The sequence below is a fragment of the Hoeflea sp. BAL378 genome, assembly GCF_000759435.1.
Classification (GTDB): Bacteria; Pseudomonadota; Alphaproteobacteria; order Rhizobiales; family Rhizobiaceae; genus Hoeflea.
This window is the reverse complement of sequence record NZ_JRJG01000006.1, coordinates 47,225-63,929: the sequence shown is the minus strand read 5'-3', so window position 1 is coordinate 63,929 and position 16,705 is coordinate 47,225. Positions and strand designations below refer to the sequence as shown.

The following is a 16,705-nucleotide window of genomic DNA, read 5'->3' as shown; positions in this document are numbered from 1 at the left end:
CGCCTGCCTCAGGGCAAGGGCACGCCGAGCGGATAGCGGAACAGGGCGTAGAAGGCGGCCATGATGAAGATGCCGGAGAGCGCGAAGACGAATGCGCTCTTCAGATCCCAGCCCTCGTGGCGCGCGGCGATGAGCCCGCCCGCGAAGGCGATCGCGGTGGCGGGCAGGAAGCCCGCAAGCGGCATGACCAGGCAGCCGGCGATCATGCTGGCGACCAGCAGGATCCGCCGCCACCAGTCGCCGCCGCCAAAGCCGTTGTCCGGGTTGGGCCTGAGCCAGGAGGCGAGGATGACCATCGCCGAACAGCCGATCAGCGCATAGGCGACGGTGGTGGGAAACACCACCGAATCGGTGTCGGAATAGGTGCTCACATCCTGCAGCGTCACCAGTCCCAGGCCGATGAACAGGCTGGCGATGAGCAAGGTGCCGATGTCCTTCGGCGCGGATTTCGATGAAGTGTCAGTCATTGGCGCCGGCCTCGGTCTTGATGAGCCGTCTGGCCCTGCGGCCCTGGATGACCGGGTAGACGAGCGAGAGGATGGTGAAGGCGATGATCGCCAGCGAAATCGGCCGTCCGAAGAACATGCCGGCCAGATTGCCGGTGGCGTCGCCGATGATCCAGGCCTGGACGAAGCCCTGCTCGGCGATCGGCCCGAGAATGAGGCCGAGCACGATCGGCGAGGCGGCGAAGCCGAAGCGGGACAGAACCCAGCCGACCGTGCCGAGCACGATCATGATCATGACATCGGAGATCGAGTTGCGGATGGCGAAGGTGCCGATGATGGTCATGAAGCCCACCGCCGGAACGAGGATGGTCTTGGGGATGGTAACGATGGTCTTGTAGGCGTAGCGGCCGATCAGGAGCCCGGTGGGCAGCATCAGGATGGTGGCGATGAACAGGCCGAAGACGAAGGTGTAGACGATCGATCCGCCGCCCTCGAACAGCGTCGGGCCGGTGCGCACCCCCTGCACCAAGAGCGCGCCGAGAATGACCGCGTCGGGCGGCGTGCCGGGGATGCCCAGCACCAGCGTCGGGATGAAGCCGCCGCCGACGGTGGCGTTGTTGGCGGCTTCCGTGGCCATGACGCCGTCGGGCTCGCCCTCGCCGAATTTCTGGCCGGGCCTGGCGGTGCGCTTGGCCTCGGAATAGGCGACGAGCCCCGCCACGGACCCGCCCGCGCCCGGCAGGATGCCGATCACCGTGCCGATGATCGAGGAGCGCAAGAGGTTGAACCGCGATTTCCAGGCGATCGCCGCGCCCTCGCGGAAGCGCACCGCGCGCCCGCCCTCCTCGACCTTGAGATGGCGCTCGGGGGTCGCCACCATGTCGATGAGCACCGGGATGCAGTAGAGCCCGATCAGCGCGCCGACCACCTCGATGCCGCCGATCATGGTGGAGGAGCCGAAGGTGAGGCGTATGTCGGCGGAGATCTCCGCCACGCCGACGCAGGACAGAAGCAGGCCGAAGGCGCCGCCAGCCAGGCCCTTGAGCACGTTGCCGGTCGACAGCGAGGCGATCAGCGACAGGCCGAAGACCGAGAGCCACAGATATTCCACCGGCCCGAAGGCGAGCGCCACCGACGACAGCGGCGGCGCCAGCAAGAGCAGCGCCAGCGCTCCCACCAGCCCGCCGAAGACGCTGGCATAGCAGGCGATCGCCACGGCGAGATCGCCGTCGCCGCGCTTGGCCATCGGATAGCCGTCGAAGGTGGTGGCAATCGCCGAGGGCGTGCCCGGCGTGTTGAGCAGGATGGCGGAATAGGCGCCGCCATAGATGGCGCCGGTGTAGATGGCGCCGAGCAGGATCAGCGCGGAGGCCGGTTCCATCGAAAAGGTGATCGGCACCAGCACCGCCACCGCCATGGTGGCAGACAGGCCCGGGATCGAGCCGATGATGGTGCCGGCCACGACGCCGAACAGCGCCAGCGCCAGATTGGTCAGCGTCAGCGCATTGGCCAGATGTTCAAAATCCATAGCGGCTTGTCCAGTCAGATGGAGGCGAAGGTCAGCCATCCCGCGGGCGGCGGATCGCCGGCCGCGATGCAGCGTGCTTCACACGGCGCGAATGGGACGCCCGGGCGAAAAGCCCGGGCGCACAGCGGATGGATCAGTTGAGCAGGCCGGCGTCGGTCGCCGCTTCGATATATTCGGCCTTGCGGGCCGCCATGAACGCGTCCATGCCGTCGATGCCGACGTCGAGAAGCGCGAAGCCGCCATCGAGCATCTGCTTGCGGAAGGCCTCGTCGGCGTTGATCTCGCCGAACATGTCCGACAGGCGCTGGACGGTTTCCGCCGGCGTGTCCTTCGGCACGGCCATGCCGCGATAGGCGCCGCCGACCATCTCGTAGCCGAGTTCCTTGAAGGTGGGCACGTCGGGGAACAGCGGGTGGCGTTCCTCCATGGCGACCGCCAGCATGCGCACCGCGTCGCCCTGGGCCGCGCCCACCGTGGTGTAGCCCCACTGGGCCTTGACCTGGTTGCCGAGCGTGGCGGTGGTCGAGGCGCCGGTGCCCTTGAACGGGACATAGGTGGTCTTGATGCCGGCCAGCTTGTCGAAGCGGATCTGCGCCAGATGGTTGGCGGTGGCCTTGCCGGAGCCCGCCATCGTCACCGCGCCGGGATTGGCCTTGGCGTCGGCGATCAGATCATCGAGCGTCTTGTAGGGGCTGTCGGCCGTCACCACGATCGCATCCGGGGTGTAATGGAACATGTAGAAGGTGTGGATGTCCTCGGTGGTGTAGCCGACATCCTTCTCTGCGGGCTGGATGACGATATGCGGCAGGTTGATGCCCATGATGGTGTGGCCGTCGCTCGCCATGGAATTGAGCTGGGCCCAGCCGACCGCGCCGCCGCCGCCGGGCTTGTAGGAGACCACCAGGTCCTGGCCGAACTTGTCCTTGAAATAGGGCTGCTGGAAGCGGGCGGAAATATCGGATTCGCCTCCCGGGCCGAACGGAATGATGTATTCGACCGATTTGTCCGGAAATGCCAGAGCGCTGGTCGCCGCGACGATCGACACCGCGGATGCAATCACCAATGACTTGGCGGTTTTCAGATAAAACATGTTTTCCTCCCAGAAACCTATAAAATGCAAGCGCTTACATGCTGGCTCGCGACAAACCCTCTCACATGCCGTTGCGCCCGTTCCGCCTCCTTTGACGAACCGCGGGCCAAGCGGCAGGGCCATTTAAGCACCTGCCAAACGGTTTGTCATGGGCTTTCGGCCGCTTGGCCGGTCCGAAACGCCCTGGCGGGCAGTGCATCAGGCCGTCCCGTTTCCCGCAACCGGGTCCCTGCGCCTGCCCCATAACGAGGCAACCGGACCGGGAATCGCGGCCGCACGACAGCTTTAGCCCTTTTTTTGCATTTTGGATCTAGACTGGGTCTGAACTGAGATTGTGACCTCGACCGGACAGCCGTTCGAGACGGCGCGATCTCGCAGGAATAGTCATGTTAATGAACGTATCGCGCGGACTTCATCATTGCAATTTCCTGCTGCGGCCGAGCGTCATCGCAGCCGGGATCGCGCTTGCGGTGACGCTGACGGCCGGTATCTACGCCGAACAGCAGAACCGCCTCGTCCATCACCAGAGTTCCCGCGCCAAGGTCAGCGAACAGCTCGGGCTGGTGCGGGCGAAACTGGAAGGCAACATCAACAGCAATATCCAGTTGGTGCGCGGCCTGGTCGAAGTCATCGAGGTGCAGCCGGATATCGACCAAGACAGGTTCAGCAGGATTGCCGCCGGCCTGGTCGACCACCACTCGCAACTGCGCAATATTGCCGCCGCTCCGGATCTGGTCATCAAGCTGATGTACCCAATCAAGGGAAACGAGCGGGCGATCGGCCTCGATTACCGGACCAGCGAGAAACAGCGCGACGCGGCCCTGCGGGCGGTCGGATCGCGCGAAATGGTGCTGGCGGGCCCGGTCAATCTGGTGCAGGGCGGCCAGGGCTTCATCAGCCGTTTCCCGGTTTTCACCGAAGACGAAGACGGCAATGACCGGTTATGGGGGCTTGTCTCGGCGGTCATCGACGTCGAAAGGCTCTATGCCGAGAGCGGGCTGCTCTCCCCTGACCTCCCCATCGACATCGCCATTGCCGGGCAGGACGGCACCGGCAGCTACGGCACCGTCTTCTTCGGGGACGCCAAGGTGCTGGACAACCATCCCCTGATCTCCAGCGTGGCGCTGCCGAGCGGGAGCTGGAAGATCGCCGCGATGCCCAAGGGCGGCTGGGCGGACACGCCGCCCAACACCTGGCAGATCCGCATGGCGGTGCTATTCGGCGGGCTGCTGCTCGTGCTGCCGATCTCGATCGCCGGCTATCTCTACGACCAGCGCCGGGCCAACATGCGCGAACTCAACCGCCGCCAGAGCGAGATGGAGCGGCTGTCGCACCGGCTCAAGCTGGCGCTGACCACCTCGAAGATCGGCGTGTGGGAATTCAATCTGGACACGTCCGAACTGACCTGGGACGACCGGATGTGCGAACTTTACGGCGTCGACGCCAGCCTGGATCGGCGCGGCGTCGACTGCTGGTCCTCGACCCTGCATCCCGACGACAAGGCGCGGGCCGAGGAGGAGTTCCACCGGGCGACCCTCACCGGCGGCGCCTACAATTCCGAATTCCGGGTCCTGACCCGCGACGGCACCACCCGGTGGATAAGGGCGATCGGCGCGGTGCATTACGATCTCGACGGCCGGCGCTACATTGTCGGCGTCAACTGGGATGTCTCCACCGACATTGCGCTCAAGACCAGGCTGCTCGCCTCCAAGCAGAATGCGGAGCTCAGGAACCGCGAGCTCGAGGACGCCCGCGCCCAGATGGAGCGCAACTCGCTGCATGACAGCCTCACCGGCCTGCCCAACAGGCGGTTTCTCGACGAGCGGCTTCTGAGCGGCCATGCCGGACGGCGCGTGACCGCGCTGCTGCACATCGACCTCGACCGGTTCAAGCAGATCAACGACACGCTGGGCCATGCCGCGGGAGACGCGATGCTGGTCCATGCCTCATCGGTCCTCAAGGCCAGCACGCGCGCCGATGATTTCATCGCCCGCATCGGCGGCGACGAGTTCGTCATCGCCACGACCTCGCAGACCAGCGAGGAGCACCTGGCGGCGCTTGCCAGCCGCATCATCGTGCAGATGCGCCAGCCGGTCCCCTATGAAAGCCACGAATGCCGCTTCGGGGTGAGCATCGGCATCGCGACCGCCGATCCCAGGGAGGGCGATTGCGGCAAGCGCCTGCTGATCGACGCCGACATCGCGCTCTACCGGGCCAAGAGCAACGGCCGCAACCGCTTCGAGTTCTTCACCGCCTCGCTGAAGGCCGAGATCATCCGCAACAAGCGCGTCGCCGACGACATTCTCAACGGCCTCGAGCGCAAGGAATTCCGGCCCTATTTCCAGCCGCAGTTCGACGCCCGCACCCTCGACATCGTCGGCGTCGAGGCTCTCGCCCGCTGGGAGCACCCGACCGAGGGCATGCTCACGCCCGACGTCTTCCTCAAGACCGCGGGCGAACTCAATGTCGTGCCGCTGATCGACCGCTCGATCCTCGAGCAGACGCTGTGGCAATCGACCCGCTGGAAGGCGGCTGGCGTCACCATCCCGAAAATGTCGGTCAACGTGTCGGCCGGAAGGCTCTACGAGGCCGATCTCCTCGGCAGCCTGGACGGGCTCTCCATCGAACGCGGGACCCTGTCCTTCGAGCTGCTCGAATCGATCTTCCTCGACGAGAAGAACGAGACCATCGTCGCCAATATCGAGCGGCTGAGGTCGCTCGGGATCCAGATCGACATCGACGATTTCGGCACCGGCTTCGCCTCGATCGTCAGCCTCATCCAGGTCCGCCCGGACCGGCTGAAGATCGACCGCCAGCTGATCTCGCCGATCGTCAAGTCCGAAAGCCGGCGCCGCCTGGTCGCCTCCATCATCGAGATCGGCCAGTCGCTCGGCATCAAGGTGGTGGCCGAGGGCGTGGAGACCATGGACCATGCCGTGATCCTGCGCGATCTCGGCTGCGACACGCTCCAGGGCTATGCGCTGGCGCGCCCGATGTCCTCGGACACGCTGATGGACTTCGTCCGCGACGAAAGCTGGCGCCGGGCGGCCTGAGGCGCTTTCCTCCCTTTGCGGATGTGACGTGGATCCGCCGCATCCCCCGGCTTCCGGGCCGTCTCATGGGCCTTCGCCAGAAGCCGCGTCCCTGTCGTCGCGCGTATCTCTGCCTCAGTCCGGAGCGGCCGGGCCCGCGGAGCCGGCCAGCCGCGCCCTCCGCTTCTGCTTTTCGACGAAATGCATCGCCTCGAGCTTCAGGCCGTCGGGATCGTAGAAATAGACCGCGTAATAGCCCTCCCCGTAGCTCGGATAGTCCGCCGGGGCATCGGCGATCTCCACCTTCTGCTCGAGCAGGAACTCATAAAGCGCATCGACCTCCTCCCGCGCCGCCAGCTCGAAGGCATAGTGATGCAGGCCGACATCGCCGGTATGGTGCTTGTGGCGCCGCCCCTCGGCGTCGGCCTGGGTGATCCAGTACATGGTCTCGCCGTTGTTCCAGCCGACCACCTCGCCGAACTCCCATTCGCGTTCGAACCCCATGAAGCCGAGCACCCTGTCGTAGAAATGCCGGGACGCCCCGAGGTCGCCGACACGGATGGCGAGATGATCTATCCCGATGACACGAACCATGGTCTTTCTCCTTTAACATCCGGCGCAACAGGCACCGTGGCCGATTCCGTCCGGCGGACTAAAGGCGCGCTGCGGAACACCAGGCCGGAGCGGGCGGCGGGGCCGCATGGCCGCCCTACTCCAGCACCGTCCAGAACCCGTGTTTCTTGCCGTGCGCGGATCTGAGCCGCGCCGCATAGGCTTCATGCGGCCGCGCCGCGCCGAAATCCTCGATGCGCGGCGCCAGCGCCTGGCAGTGGAGAAAGTGCCGCGCGGCGTGACGGTAGCGGCCTGATCGGACCGCAGCGAGCGTGAAGTCGATCATGGACCGGAGCGCGATGGTGGCTGCCAGCGGATGCTTCTCCTCGAGCGCCTCCGCGGCCGCCGTCATCAAGGGATAGAGATTGCCGTCGAGCTCGGCCTGACGGTCAATGACGAGGCGCGCCGCCGCGTCGAGCGCGGGCCAATGCAGGAGGAAGGCGAGCGCCTGATGGACGTCGGGAAACGCGCGGGCGTGGACCAGGGCCCGTTCCTCCGCCTCCATGTCCTCGAAATCCGGCAGCCGGCGCACAAAGGCGCGCAGGTGCTCGTCGCTCAGCGACTTGGCGAAGCAGGCCCACCGATAGGCCTGCGCCTCCGCGCCGCGCCCGAGCGCTTCGAGCGCCTCGGCGCGGACCAGTTGCCATTCCAATGCCCCCCCGGCGCCGGCCCGGCCCGCCGCGTCGAGCGCCGCGAGAGCCTCCTCCGCCCGTCCCGCCTGCAGCAGGCGGCCGGCGATCTCCGCCGCGACCAGCGGCGTCTTGCGGGTGCGCAGGGGCTGCTGCGCGATATAGGCGTCAACGTCGCCCAGGGCGTCGGCGATGTCCTGCAGGGCGGTGCGGACGGTCAGGTCCCGGGGGGTGCCATGGATCTCGTCGAGATAGATCGGCCCGGCGCTGCCCCAGGCCAGGATCTCGCGATCCTCCTCGGCCGGCCTCTCTTCGGGCTCCATCGACCACGCGGTGAGCAGCGCCTGAAGCTGTTCCAGTCCGCCGCGGCCGAGCGCCGGGGCCATGGCCGCGACGAGCTGGTCATATTGGCCCGATCGGCTGTCCCGCACGGCCGCGAAAACCCGGTCGGCCAGCACATCGGCCGCGACGCCGGCGAGGCCCGCGATCCTGGCGGCGTCGGCGCAGGCCTGGCGGAAGATCTCGAGCAGGGCGCCGCTGCCGTCTTCGGCGCGGTCGAAGACCGGCTCCCCCAGCCCCATGAACTGCCAGATTAGCTCGAAGGCCTCCGCCGGGTCTTCGGCGGCGATCGTCTCGGCGATGATCGTCCTTTGCGTGTCGAGGTCCTTCCGGAACGCCCGGATCTTGCGCCAGTTGATGGCGGTGCGGGCGCGGGCGATGCTTGCGAGCCGCTTGCGCACTTCGGCGGCAAGCTCGCGGCTGCCCTGGCCGCCCGCCAGTTCGAGCCGCAGCCGGCGCTTGCTCGCGGCGCTGCCGGTGCTGACCTCGATCAGCAGCTCCGCCAGCCGCCGGGCCCCGAGCGTCTCGAGGTTCTTTGCATTGAGCGTGGTTCTGGATGCCATTGACTGCCCTGGGTCGCGAAACTGCACATCGGCGCGCGGGCCGCGGGCCCACCTTCGATCCGAATGGCCCCGCGAGTCAACGCAAGGCCGCCGGTCCGCCGTGGGCGAGGCGCGTCCTCCGGCCGCCATCCCGGTCCGCATGCCGCCGCCGCGACATGCCCGCGCGCCGGGCAGGACCGGCCCCACAGCCATCTTCCCCCGGCCACCACGGATCTGCGATTATTGCATTGATGCGCCGCCCGTGATGGGCTAGAAGACCGCGTGTCAGCTGCTTTGCGGCGGGAGTTTTTTCCGGTTCCAGCAACCGCACCGCCCCCCTCGCCAGGCGCCACGGATGCACCCGTAGCTCAGCTGGATAGAGTGCTGCCCTCCGAAGGCAGAGGTCACAGGTTCGAATCCTGTCGGGTGCGCCAATAAATTCAAAAACTTAGCTGATTGCCGATACGCTGTTCGCAGGGATAGACCTGCCAGCGCTTGGCTTCTCCGTCACCGGGCATGGCGCGACTGACGTCGCGACCCACATCGTACTCGCTAGATAGAGAAAGGAAGGAGCACCATGCCGAAATTCATCACCATCGGATACGGCGACCGGGCCGGTTACGAGCGTACACCACAGCCGGTCAAGGACGCCGCCCATGCTCACGACGCCAGGCTGGTTTCGCACGGCGCCCTGATCGGCATCGCCGGCGCGCCGGTGCAGGTACGCAATCCGGATGCCGCTGGCGTGGAGACATGCGACGGCCCATTCATGTCCTCCGGTCTGCCGGTCGCCGGTTTCGCGGTGATCGAGGCTGCCAGCCTGGAAGAAGCCATCGAGAAGGTGTCTCATGTCCCCTGCGCCGTTGCCCACGGCGTCGTCGAAGTCTGGCCGCTGAAATAGCCGTTCAACAATGTGGAGGGAGAAAGGAAATGGCGAAGCTCGTATTCGGTATGAACGTGTCACTGGACGGCTATGTCGACCACATGAGGTTCCAGCCGGACCCCACCCTCTTTCGCCATTTCATTGGCGAGGCCGAGGCACAGGTGGGCAGCATCTACGGCCGCAAGATGTATGAGATCATGCGTTACTGGGACGAGGACCATGCCGACTGGGAACCGGAGGGAGCGGCCTTCGCCGCGGCCTGGCGGAAACAGACCAAATGGGTCGTCTCCCGCACCATGGCATCGGTCGGCCCCAATGCAAGGCTTGTTGAGGATGATCTGGAAGGTGCGGTTCGCCAGCTCAAGGCCGAGCGCGACGGGGAGATCGAGATTGCCGGCCCGAATCTGGCGCGAAGCCTCACCGACCTCGGCCTGATCGACGAGTACCTGATTTACCTTCACCCGGTCGTCCTAGGTCACGGCGCACCCTATTTCGCCGGCCCCCGGCCGCCGCTCCGCCTGCTGTCGCATCAACGGATTGGCGAGGATGTGCTCCGGTTGGCCTACGTTCCCGCTTGATCTTGCCTCACGGAGGGATTGTGGCAAAGCAGTCGCGTTTCCACGGACCACCGACCTTCGCATTTGAAAAGAAGCGACCACTAAATTTATCATTACAATATTAGGGACTCTGCATAGTTTTGGGGGTCCTATGCAAATGGGGGCCAATGACGGCTCCAGGCAAAGGAGCGGGTGCGAGAATGAAGCTCGATTTCTCAGCCACCGGAAGGGCCAGGGTAATCGCCGGGACCGTGATTGGCACGTTGTTCTGCATCGCTGCGGCAGTTTTTGTCGACTCCTATAATTTCCCCGATCTTTCGGAGCCCAAGATAAGACGTGCACTCTTGATCGACATCCTGCTGCCCACCGTGTTGGCGGCGCCACTGCTGTTCCTGCTTCTGCACAAGATGCGGCACTTGTCGATCGCACACCGGGATATCGCCATCACTGCCACAACCGACAGCTTGACAGCGGTTCTCAATCGCGGTGCATTCAAGATGCTGGTCGATGCCTATCTCGAACAGGCTCTCAAGCGGCCAGCGCAATCAGCAGGGGCATTCTTGGTCATTGACGCTGACCATTTCAAATCGATCAATGACCGGTTTGGTCACCAAAGGGGGGATGACGCCCTGCAGCTCATCGCACGATCGATCCAGAACTCGTTGAGATCGGGCGATCTTGTCGGGCGGATAGGTGGCGAGGAATTTGGGGTCTTCCTGCCAAAGGCGGGCGTCGATCAGGCCGGCGTCGTGGCCGAACGCATCCGTGTCAAGATCCGCGAAGTCGAATTTCCGCCGGCCACGAGGACACACACACTCTCGGTGAGCGTAGGTGGCGTGGCGTTTAGCGGGCATGCCGTTTACGATGATCTGTTCCGGGTGGCCGATCAGTGCCTTTACTCCGCAAAGGAGCGCGGCCGTGATCGGGTCATTTTCGAACGCCTTGCTGCCTGACGAACGGTGCGACGCTTGCCTATGCGCGGCGCATGCGGACTCCAACGACCATCATTCGCGTCAAGCAACATCTCCCGATCGGCGAGAACACGCCCTCAACATCATCCGGGCAAGACATTGAACCGCTGTCGAATCAACAAGGATGGATGGAACGAGTTGCTTGTCATCTCCGTGTTCGCTTATTTGCGATAGCGCTGTCTTCAAGGGAACGTATGGGTCACCAGACGTCAGCTTTCCAGCAATGTCTTGTAAACATCCCGGAGGAGGTTCTTCTGGACCTTGCCCATGGTGTTCCGGGGCAGCTCATCAACCACGATCACCCGCCTGGGCTGCTTGAAACGGGCGATCCTGGGCTTGATGTTTTCGAGGATCGCCGCTTCATCAAGCCGTGCGCCGGGTTTGGGGACCACCACGGCGACGACGCCCTCGCCGAAATCGGCATGCGGCACGCCAATGACGGCGGACTCAAGCACGCCGTCCTCCTCGTCGAGCAGCAGTTCGAGTTCCTTGGGATAGATATTGTAGCCGCCGGAGATGATCAGGTCCTTGGAGCGTCCGACGATCTGGACATAGCCGTCGGCATCGACGACGCCAACATCGCCGGTGATGAAGAAGCCGTCGTCGCGGAACTCCTCCTTCGTCTTCTCCGGCATCTCCCAATAGCCGGCAAAGACGTTGGGCCCCTTTACCTCGATGATGCCGATCTCGCCCTGGGGCAGCGGCTTGCCGGTTTCGGCATCGGCGATGCGCAGCTTCACCCCGGGCAGCGGAAAGCCGACCGTGCCGGCGCGACGCTCACCATCATACGGGTTGGAGGTATTCATATTGGTTTCGGTCATGCCGTAGCGCTCGAGGATGCGATGGCCGGTTCGCCCTTCGAACTGCACATGGGTCTCGGCCAGCAGCGGTGCGCTGCCGGAAACGAACAGCCGCATGTGGCGGACAAGGTCGCGGTTGAAGGCCGGTTCGTCGAGCAGCCGCGTGTAGAAGGTCGGCACGCCCATCAGGCAGGTGGCATCGGATATATTGGCAACGATCGCCTCGGCGCTGAAGCCGGGCAGGAAGATCAGCGATGCGCCGGCGCTTAAGATCACGTTGGTGGCGACGAAGAGGCCGTGGGTGTGAAAGATCGGCAGCGCGTGCAGCAGCACGTCGTCGCTGGTGAAATGCCAAACATCGACCAGCGTCTGCGCATTGGAGAGCAGGTTGGCGTGGGTCAGCATCGCGCCCTTGGAGCGGCCGGTGGTGCCCGAGGTGTAGAGGATGGCGGCAAGGTCGTCCTCTGCGCGAGCCACGGTGTCGAACGCAGTCGGCGCGGCAAGTCCGGCATCCGGGATCGAGCCGGCGCTGGTTTCGTGATCCTGCCAGACACCCATTGTCTCAAGCCCAATGCCGAGGCTTTCCGTCAGCGCCTCATAGTCGGCGCGCTTGCCCGGATCGCAGACGAAGATCCGCGGAGTGGCGTTGCCGAGGAAATATTCGATCTCGGCGGGCGTGTAACCGGTGTTGAGCGGCAGGAAGACGGCGCCGGCGCGGACGACGGCGAGATAAAGCATGATGGCTTCAATGGACTTTGGCACCTGTACTGCGACCCGGTCCCCCGGCCTCACGCCCAGGCCGAGGAGAACGTTGGCAAACCGGCCGGAGACATCTTCGACGTCACCATAGGTGAAACGGCGCCCGTCCCCCGGCAGGGTCGCAAACAACGCATTTCTATTCTGCGAAGATCCCAGCTTGTCTCCGAGCAGTCCGTCAAAGAGATAATTCTCAGCCATGTTCATTTCCTGCCGTTGCTTTGGGTGGCCGCTGCATCGGCCAGCAATTTCACGTCCCTTGACGCAAAGACCGTGTGGTTCTCGGCAAAGCCTTCGTGGAATTGCCCGATCTTTTTCAGATTGTAGAGATAATTGACCATCACCCCGCAGGACTGCCGAAGGCCGTTGGGGGAAAGATCGGCGCCCGCGTGGATGTCGTGCACCATCGCCCCATTGTTTAGGTGGAACCGTGCCACCGGATCGAGAGGCAGGCCCTTCGGATCCTTCTGGTTGATCAGATAGGTCGCGGCCTGCCTGCGCAGCCATTGGGACTGATCCTTGAGTGCGCCAAGATCACCCGTGTCCATCGCTTTCTCGAGGTCCTCGGCGGCAGCGCCTTCATTCGGCTTTTCCGACACCCTGTGCCGCAGCCAACGTCCGAAGCCGGGAATGGGCGAAAGTGTGACGAAGGTGTTGATCGATTTCAGTTCTGCTTGCAGATCCTCCACCACCTGCTTGATCAGGGAATTGCCGAAGGACACGCCGCGCAGCCCCGCCTGGCAGTTGGATATGGAGTAGAAGACGGCAGTGTCGGCGGTGTCGGCACTCAGGATTTCGCGGTTTTCCGCAAGGATCGCCTGAACCGAACCCGGCACGCCCCTGACCAGCGCCACTTCGACGAAGATCAGCGGATCGTCGGGCATGGCGGGGTGGAAAAAGGCATAGCAACGCCGGTCGGAAGGCTGGACCCGACGTCGCAGATCATCCCAGTCATCAATGGCATGGACGGCTTCGTACTTGATGATTTTTTCGAGAATGTTGGCCGGGCTCTGCCAGTGGATTCGTCGCGGGACCAGAAAGCCGCGGTTGAACCAGGAGCCGAAGAGGTGCTGGAAATCCAGGTCGGTCCGACCGAAGGCCGGATTGTCCTTGAGCAGCTTGAGCAGACGGGCACGCATCTTCACCAGTTCGCCGGTGGCGCCGGGAACCCGGTTGATGCGGCGCAACAGCTCCTGTCGCTTGGGCTCGGCGGCCTCCAACAGCACGCTGAGGTTCTCCGGCGACCGGTCGTTCTGATATTCTGCGATCGACACCTGCAACCGCTCGGTGTCGATGTCCATCTGCTCGGTGAGATAGTGGAAGAACTCGACTTCCGCCTCCGGCGTGAGTTCGCTGAAGCGGGACAAGATCTGCTGCCCCATGGTGTAGGACGCCCCCTCGCTCGACGTGGTGATGAGAGCCTCGCAGAGCGCGGAGATCGATCGGCCGTCGCCCTTGACGCGGGCGAGGCCGGGCCTTTCGAACAGGGTTGACAGCAGGTCGTAGAAGAAGCCCGGCCGGTTCAAAGCGCGCCTCCCATTACCAGGTCGGGCAGGAAGGTGGCGATCGACGGAAAGATGCACAAGAGCACGATAGCGAAGATCATGCACAGGACATAGGGCAGCGAGCCGCGCAGGATGGTGCCGAGCGATATGTCGGGCGCAATCGAGTTGATGACGTAGAGATTAAGCCCCACTGGCGGGGTGATCAGCCCGATTTCCATGTTGATGGTCAGGATCACGGCGAACCAGTAGGGGTCGAAGCCGGCACTGGTGATGATCGGCAGCAGGATCGGCGCGGTCATCAGGATCACCGCCACCGGCGGCAGGAAAAAGCCGGCGATCAGCAGAAACACGTTGATGATCGCCATCAGCACCCAGCGGTTGACCTCGAGATCCGAGATCCAGCCGGCGATGCTCTGGGTGACGAAGGTCGAGGACAGGGTGAAGGCGAACAGTTCCGAGGCTGCGATGATCATCATGATCATCACCGATTCCCGCGTCGAATCGCGGAACATCGAGATGAACGGCCTGGCCGAGAACATCTTGTAGACCACGATCACCAGCACGAGGCAGAACAGCGCGCCGACGCCGGCGGCTTCCGATGGCGTGGCCACCCCACCGTAAAGCACGAACAGGATGCCGACGACGATAGCCAGGAACGGCAGCACCCGCGGCAGGATCTCGAATTTCTGCCGGAGGGAATAGTGCTGGGTAACGTCCGACAGTTTCAGCCCGCTGCGCCAGCAGGAATAGAGTGTCCAAGCCATGAAGATGGCCGTCAGCATCAGCCCCGGGATCACGCCGGCCAGAAACAGCCGGCCGATCGAGGTCTCGGTCGAGATGCCGTAGACGATCATGGTTATCGACGGCGGAATAAGGATGCCAAGGGTGCCGCCGGCGGCGATCGAACCGGCGGAGATCTCGTCGGGGTAGCCGCGCTTGCGCATTTCGGGAATGCCCATCTTGCCGATGGCGGCGCAAGTTGCGGGCGACGACCCGGAAAGGGCGGAGAAGATCGAGCAGGCGCCGAGGTTGGACAGCACAAGCCCCCCGGGAACCCGGTTGAGCCACCGGTCGAGCGCCTCGTAGAGGTCCTTGCCGGCCGGCGAATTGGAGACCGCGGCCCCCATCAGGATGAACATCGGGATCGACACCAACGTGAACGAATTGAGACCCGAAAAGAAGGTCTCGCCCAAAATGTCGAGCGACCGGAACCCGTCGATGAGCAACAATGTCCCGATGGAAACGGCGCCCAGCGCAAAGGCGATCGGCATACCGATGGCGAACAGCGCTATCAGGACCACCAGAATAAGAAGTCCGATTTCAAGCGGGCTCATGCGGAGGTCTCCCCGGCGTCGGTCCAGTTCTTGTGGATCTCAACGACATATTGCAGGCACAGGATGATGATGCCGAGCGGCAAAGGCAGCAGCGGGATCCAAAGCGGCAGCGCCCAGACCGTATCGGTGGTCCAGCCCCTCGACAGCGCTTCGTAGAAATAGTGCCAGCCGGACCAGCCGAGCAGGCCGCAGAACATCAGGCTCAGAGTTGCGGCCAGGACGTCAAGGATACGCTTGCCATTGCCGCCGAGCATGTTGGGCAGAAGATCGACCGAGACATGTCCCCTGAGCATCAGCACGTAGGGCGCTCCGATGAAGGTGGAGGCGATCATGGCGTAGACCACGAACTCTGTCTGCCAGATGGTGGAGGCGCCAAGGAAATAGCGCATGAATACCATCTGGGAGACGACGAGGGTTGACGCGGCAATCAGCAGCATCGACGTCAGTCCGCACAGTCGCGACAACGCTTCGACCATCGAAACAAACCGATTCATCTAGTCAGTCCTGAACAAATGGTGGGATCGGGATTTGATGGGGACGAGGGGAGGCGGACCTCCCCTCACCTCCTGATCATTCGACCGCGAGCGCGTCGTCGATCAGCTTCTGGCCACCGTCCACCTTCTCGGCGAACTCCTTGTAGGCCGTCTCCTTGGCGATCGCCAGCCAGGCGTCGTAGTCTTCCTTCGACATCGACACCACTTCGACACCGGCCTGCTTGAAGGTCTCGACCATCTTGTCGTCGAGACCGGCTGCTTCCTTGTCGAAATATTCCTCGGCCTTCTTGCCGGCCGCCATCACGGCTTCCTGCTGTTCCGGCGTCAGCCGGTCATAGGTCTCCTTCGAGATCAGCATCGGCTCGTACATGAACCACAGCGAATTCTCGCCCGGCTCGGTCAGGCAGGTGACCTGCTCGTAAAGCCGGTAGGAGACGAAAGAGCCCGACGAGGTGTTGGTCGCGTCGAGCACGCCGGTCTGCATGCCGGTGTAAATCTCGGATGACGCCATCGAGGAAATCGAGGCGCCGGCGCCGACCAGCATCTGCTCAAAAGCGGGACCCGCGGCGCGGGTGACCTGGCCCTTGATCGATTCCGGCGAGGTAATGCAGTTCTTTTTCGATGCGAAGGCGCCGCCGAGCCAGGCGTCGGCGATGACGATGGCGCCGTTGTCCTCGATCAGCTTCTTGATCTCGGTCATGAAGGGCGACGAATTGAGCCGCTTGGCGCGGTCATGGTTGCGGACCAGACCGGGCATCAGCGTGGCCGAAAACTGCGGCACCCGTCCCGAAGCATAGTCGAGCGGGAACGAGGTGATGTCGAGCTGGCCCTTGGTCAGCGCCCCCCACTGTTCCTTTGCCTTGTAGAGCGACTGGCCCGGATAGACCTGAACATCGAGGCCGACATTTGCGGCCGCCAGTTCCTTGGCGAAGAGCTGAACCATTTCGTCGCGCGCGTCGCCCTTGCCGCCCGGAAACTGGTGCGACGCCTTCAATGTCTCGGCCTGCGCCAGGCCGGTCAGTGCGATGGATGCGGCGAGCATGCCCGCAAGCGAAGATAATCCTAGTTTCATATCTACCTCCCAGAAGATGGTTTGTCAGAACCTCCTCCGGTCCTGGCACCCATCGAGGGGACCATCTTTGGAATGCAATGTCAAACCCCTTGTATACAAAAATATTGGATTTGCA

14 protein-coding genes, 1 tRNA gene and 1 pseudogene are annotated in these 16,705 nt (G+C 63.8%); 6 read left to right on the top strand and 10 right to left on the bottom strand.

Annotation, left to right across the window (positions count from 1 at the left end):
* Positions 1 to 8: 8 nt before the first annotated feature.
* From LL06_RS02225 to LL06_RS02215, 3 genes are all read right to left on the bottom strand, one after another.
* Complete coding sequence (locus LL06_RS02225; protein WP_035521638.1) at positions 9 to 467, bottom strand: tripartite tricarboxylate transporter TctB family protein; 459 nt, start codon at positions 465 to 467, stop codon at positions 9 to 11.
* Positions 460 to 1,974 (bottom strand): tripartite tricarboxylate transporter permease, encoded by a 1,515-nt coding sequence (locus LL06_RS02220; protein ID WP_035521636.1) that lies wholly within the window; start codon positions 1,972 to 1,974, stop codon positions 460 to 462. Before LL06_RS02220 ends, LL06_RS02225 begins: the two co-directional genes overlap by 8 nt.
* A 133-nt stretch (positions 1,975 to 2,107) precedes the next feature.
* Positions 2,108 to 3,064 carry a tripartite tricarboxylate transporter substrate binding protein gene (locus tag LL06_RS02215; protein ID WP_035521634.1) on the bottom strand — a complete coding sequence of 319 codons (957 nt, stop codon included), beginning with the start codon at positions 3,062 to 3,064 and terminating at the stop codon, positions 2,108 to 2,110.
* Positions 3,065 to 3,456: 392 nt separating this feature from the next.
* Between LL06_RS02215 and LL06_RS02210 the strand changes: the two genes are divergently transcribed.
* Positions 3,457 to 6,117, top strand: a complete 2,661-nt coding sequence (locus LL06_RS02210; protein WP_052161123.1) for an EAL domain-containing protein — start codon at positions 3,457 to 3,459, stop codon at positions 6,115 to 6,117.
* A 114-nt stretch (positions 6,118 to 6,231) separates the two neighbouring features.
* Here the strand turns inward: LL06_RS02210 and LL06_RS02205 are convergent, their stop codons facing one another.
* Both LL06_RS02205 and LL06_RS02200 read right to left on the bottom strand, forming a co-directional pair.
* Positions 6,232 to 6,690, bottom strand: coding sequence for a VOC family protein (locus LL06_RS02205; protein WP_035521633.1), 459 nt, complete (start codon positions 6,688 to 6,690; stop codon positions 6,232 to 6,234).
* A gap of 115 nt (positions 6,691 to 6,805) precedes the next feature.
* Positions 6,806 to 8,239, bottom strand: a complete 1,434-nt coding sequence (locus tag LL06_RS02200; protein ID WP_035521631.1) for a DUF6880 family protein — start codon at positions 8,237 to 8,239, stop codon at positions 6,806 to 6,808.
* A gap of 336 nt (positions 8,240 to 8,575) precedes the next feature.
* On the opposite strand from LL06_RS02200, the gene LL06_RS02195 reads away from it, so the two are divergent.
* The 5 genes and pseudogenes from LL06_RS02195 to LL06_RS02180 all read left to right on the top strand — a co-directional run bounded on the left by LL06_RS02195 (position 8,576) and on the right by LL06_RS02180 (position 10,611).
* Positions 8,576 to 8,652, top strand: a tRNA-Arg gene (locus LL06_RS02195).
* Positions 8,653 to 8,679: 27 nt separating this feature from the next.
* Positions 8,680 to 8,778 (top strand): annotated as a pseudogene (locus LL06_RS28170) (dihydrofolate reductase); the annotation flags it as partial.
* A 17-nt stretch (positions 8,779 to 8,795) separates the two neighbouring features.
* Positions 8,796 to 9,119 carry a YciI family protein gene (locus tag LL06_RS02190; RefSeq protein ID WP_035521629.1) on the top strand — a complete coding sequence of 108 codons (324 nt, stop codon included), beginning with the start codon at positions 8,796 to 8,798 and terminating at the stop codon, positions 9,117 to 9,119.
* A 29-nt stretch (positions 9,120 to 9,148) separates the two neighbouring features.
* The gene (locus LL06_RS02185; protein ID WP_035521627.1) at positions 9,149 to 9,679 is read left to right on the top strand and encodes a dihydrofolate reductase family protein; all 531 of its coding nucleotides are present in this window, start codon (positions 9,149 to 9,151) and stop codon (positions 9,677 to 9,679) included.
* Between the two features lie 179 nt (positions 9,680 to 9,858).
* The gene (locus LL06_RS02180; RefSeq protein WP_035521625.1) at positions 9,859 to 10,611 is read left to right on the top strand and encodes a GGDEF domain-containing protein; all 753 of its coding nucleotides are present in this window, start codon (positions 9,859 to 9,861) and stop codon (positions 10,609 to 10,611) included.
* A gap of 227 nt (positions 10,612 to 10,838) precedes the next feature.
* Here LL06_RS02180 and LL06_RS02175 read toward each other — a convergent pair whose 3' ends face one another.
* The 5 genes from LL06_RS02175 to dctP all read right to left on the bottom strand — a co-directional run bounded on the left by LL06_RS02175 (position 10,839) and on the right by dctP (position 16,560).
* Positions 10,839 to 12,392 (bottom strand): malonyl-CoA synthase, encoded by a 1,554-nt coding sequence (locus LL06_RS02175; protein WP_035521623.1) that lies wholly within the window; start codon positions 12,390 to 12,392, stop codon positions 10,839 to 10,841.
* Positions 12,389 to 13,711: a malonyl-CoA decarboxylase gene (locus tag LL06_RS02170; protein ID WP_035521621.1), complete on the bottom strand. Its 1,323-nt coding sequence runs from the start codon at positions 13,709 to 13,711 to the stop codon at positions 12,389 to 12,391. The genes LL06_RS02175 and LL06_RS02170 overlap by 4 nt, the downstream gene beginning before the upstream one ends.
* Positions 13,708 to 15,024, bottom strand: coding sequence for a TRAP transporter large permease (locus LL06_RS02165; RefSeq protein WP_035521619.1), 1,317 nt, complete (start codon positions 15,022 to 15,024; stop codon positions 13,708 to 13,710). Before LL06_RS02165 ends, LL06_RS02170 begins: the two co-directional genes overlap by 4 nt.
* Positions 15,021 to 15,518, bottom strand: coding sequence for a TRAP transporter small permease (locus LL06_RS02160; protein ID WP_035521617.1), 498 nt, complete (start codon positions 15,516 to 15,518; stop codon positions 15,021 to 15,023). Before LL06_RS02160 ends, LL06_RS02165 begins: the two co-directional genes overlap by 4 nt.
* Before the next feature lie 76 nt (positions 15,519 to 15,594).
* The gene (dctP, locus tag LL06_RS02155; protein ID WP_244447023.1) at positions 15,595 to 16,560 is read right to left on the bottom strand and encodes a TRAP transporter substrate-binding protein DctP; all 966 of its coding nucleotides are present in this window, start codon (positions 16,558 to 16,560) and stop codon (positions 15,595 to 15,597) included.
* Between the last annotated feature and the right edge of the window lie 145 nt (positions 16,561 to 16,705).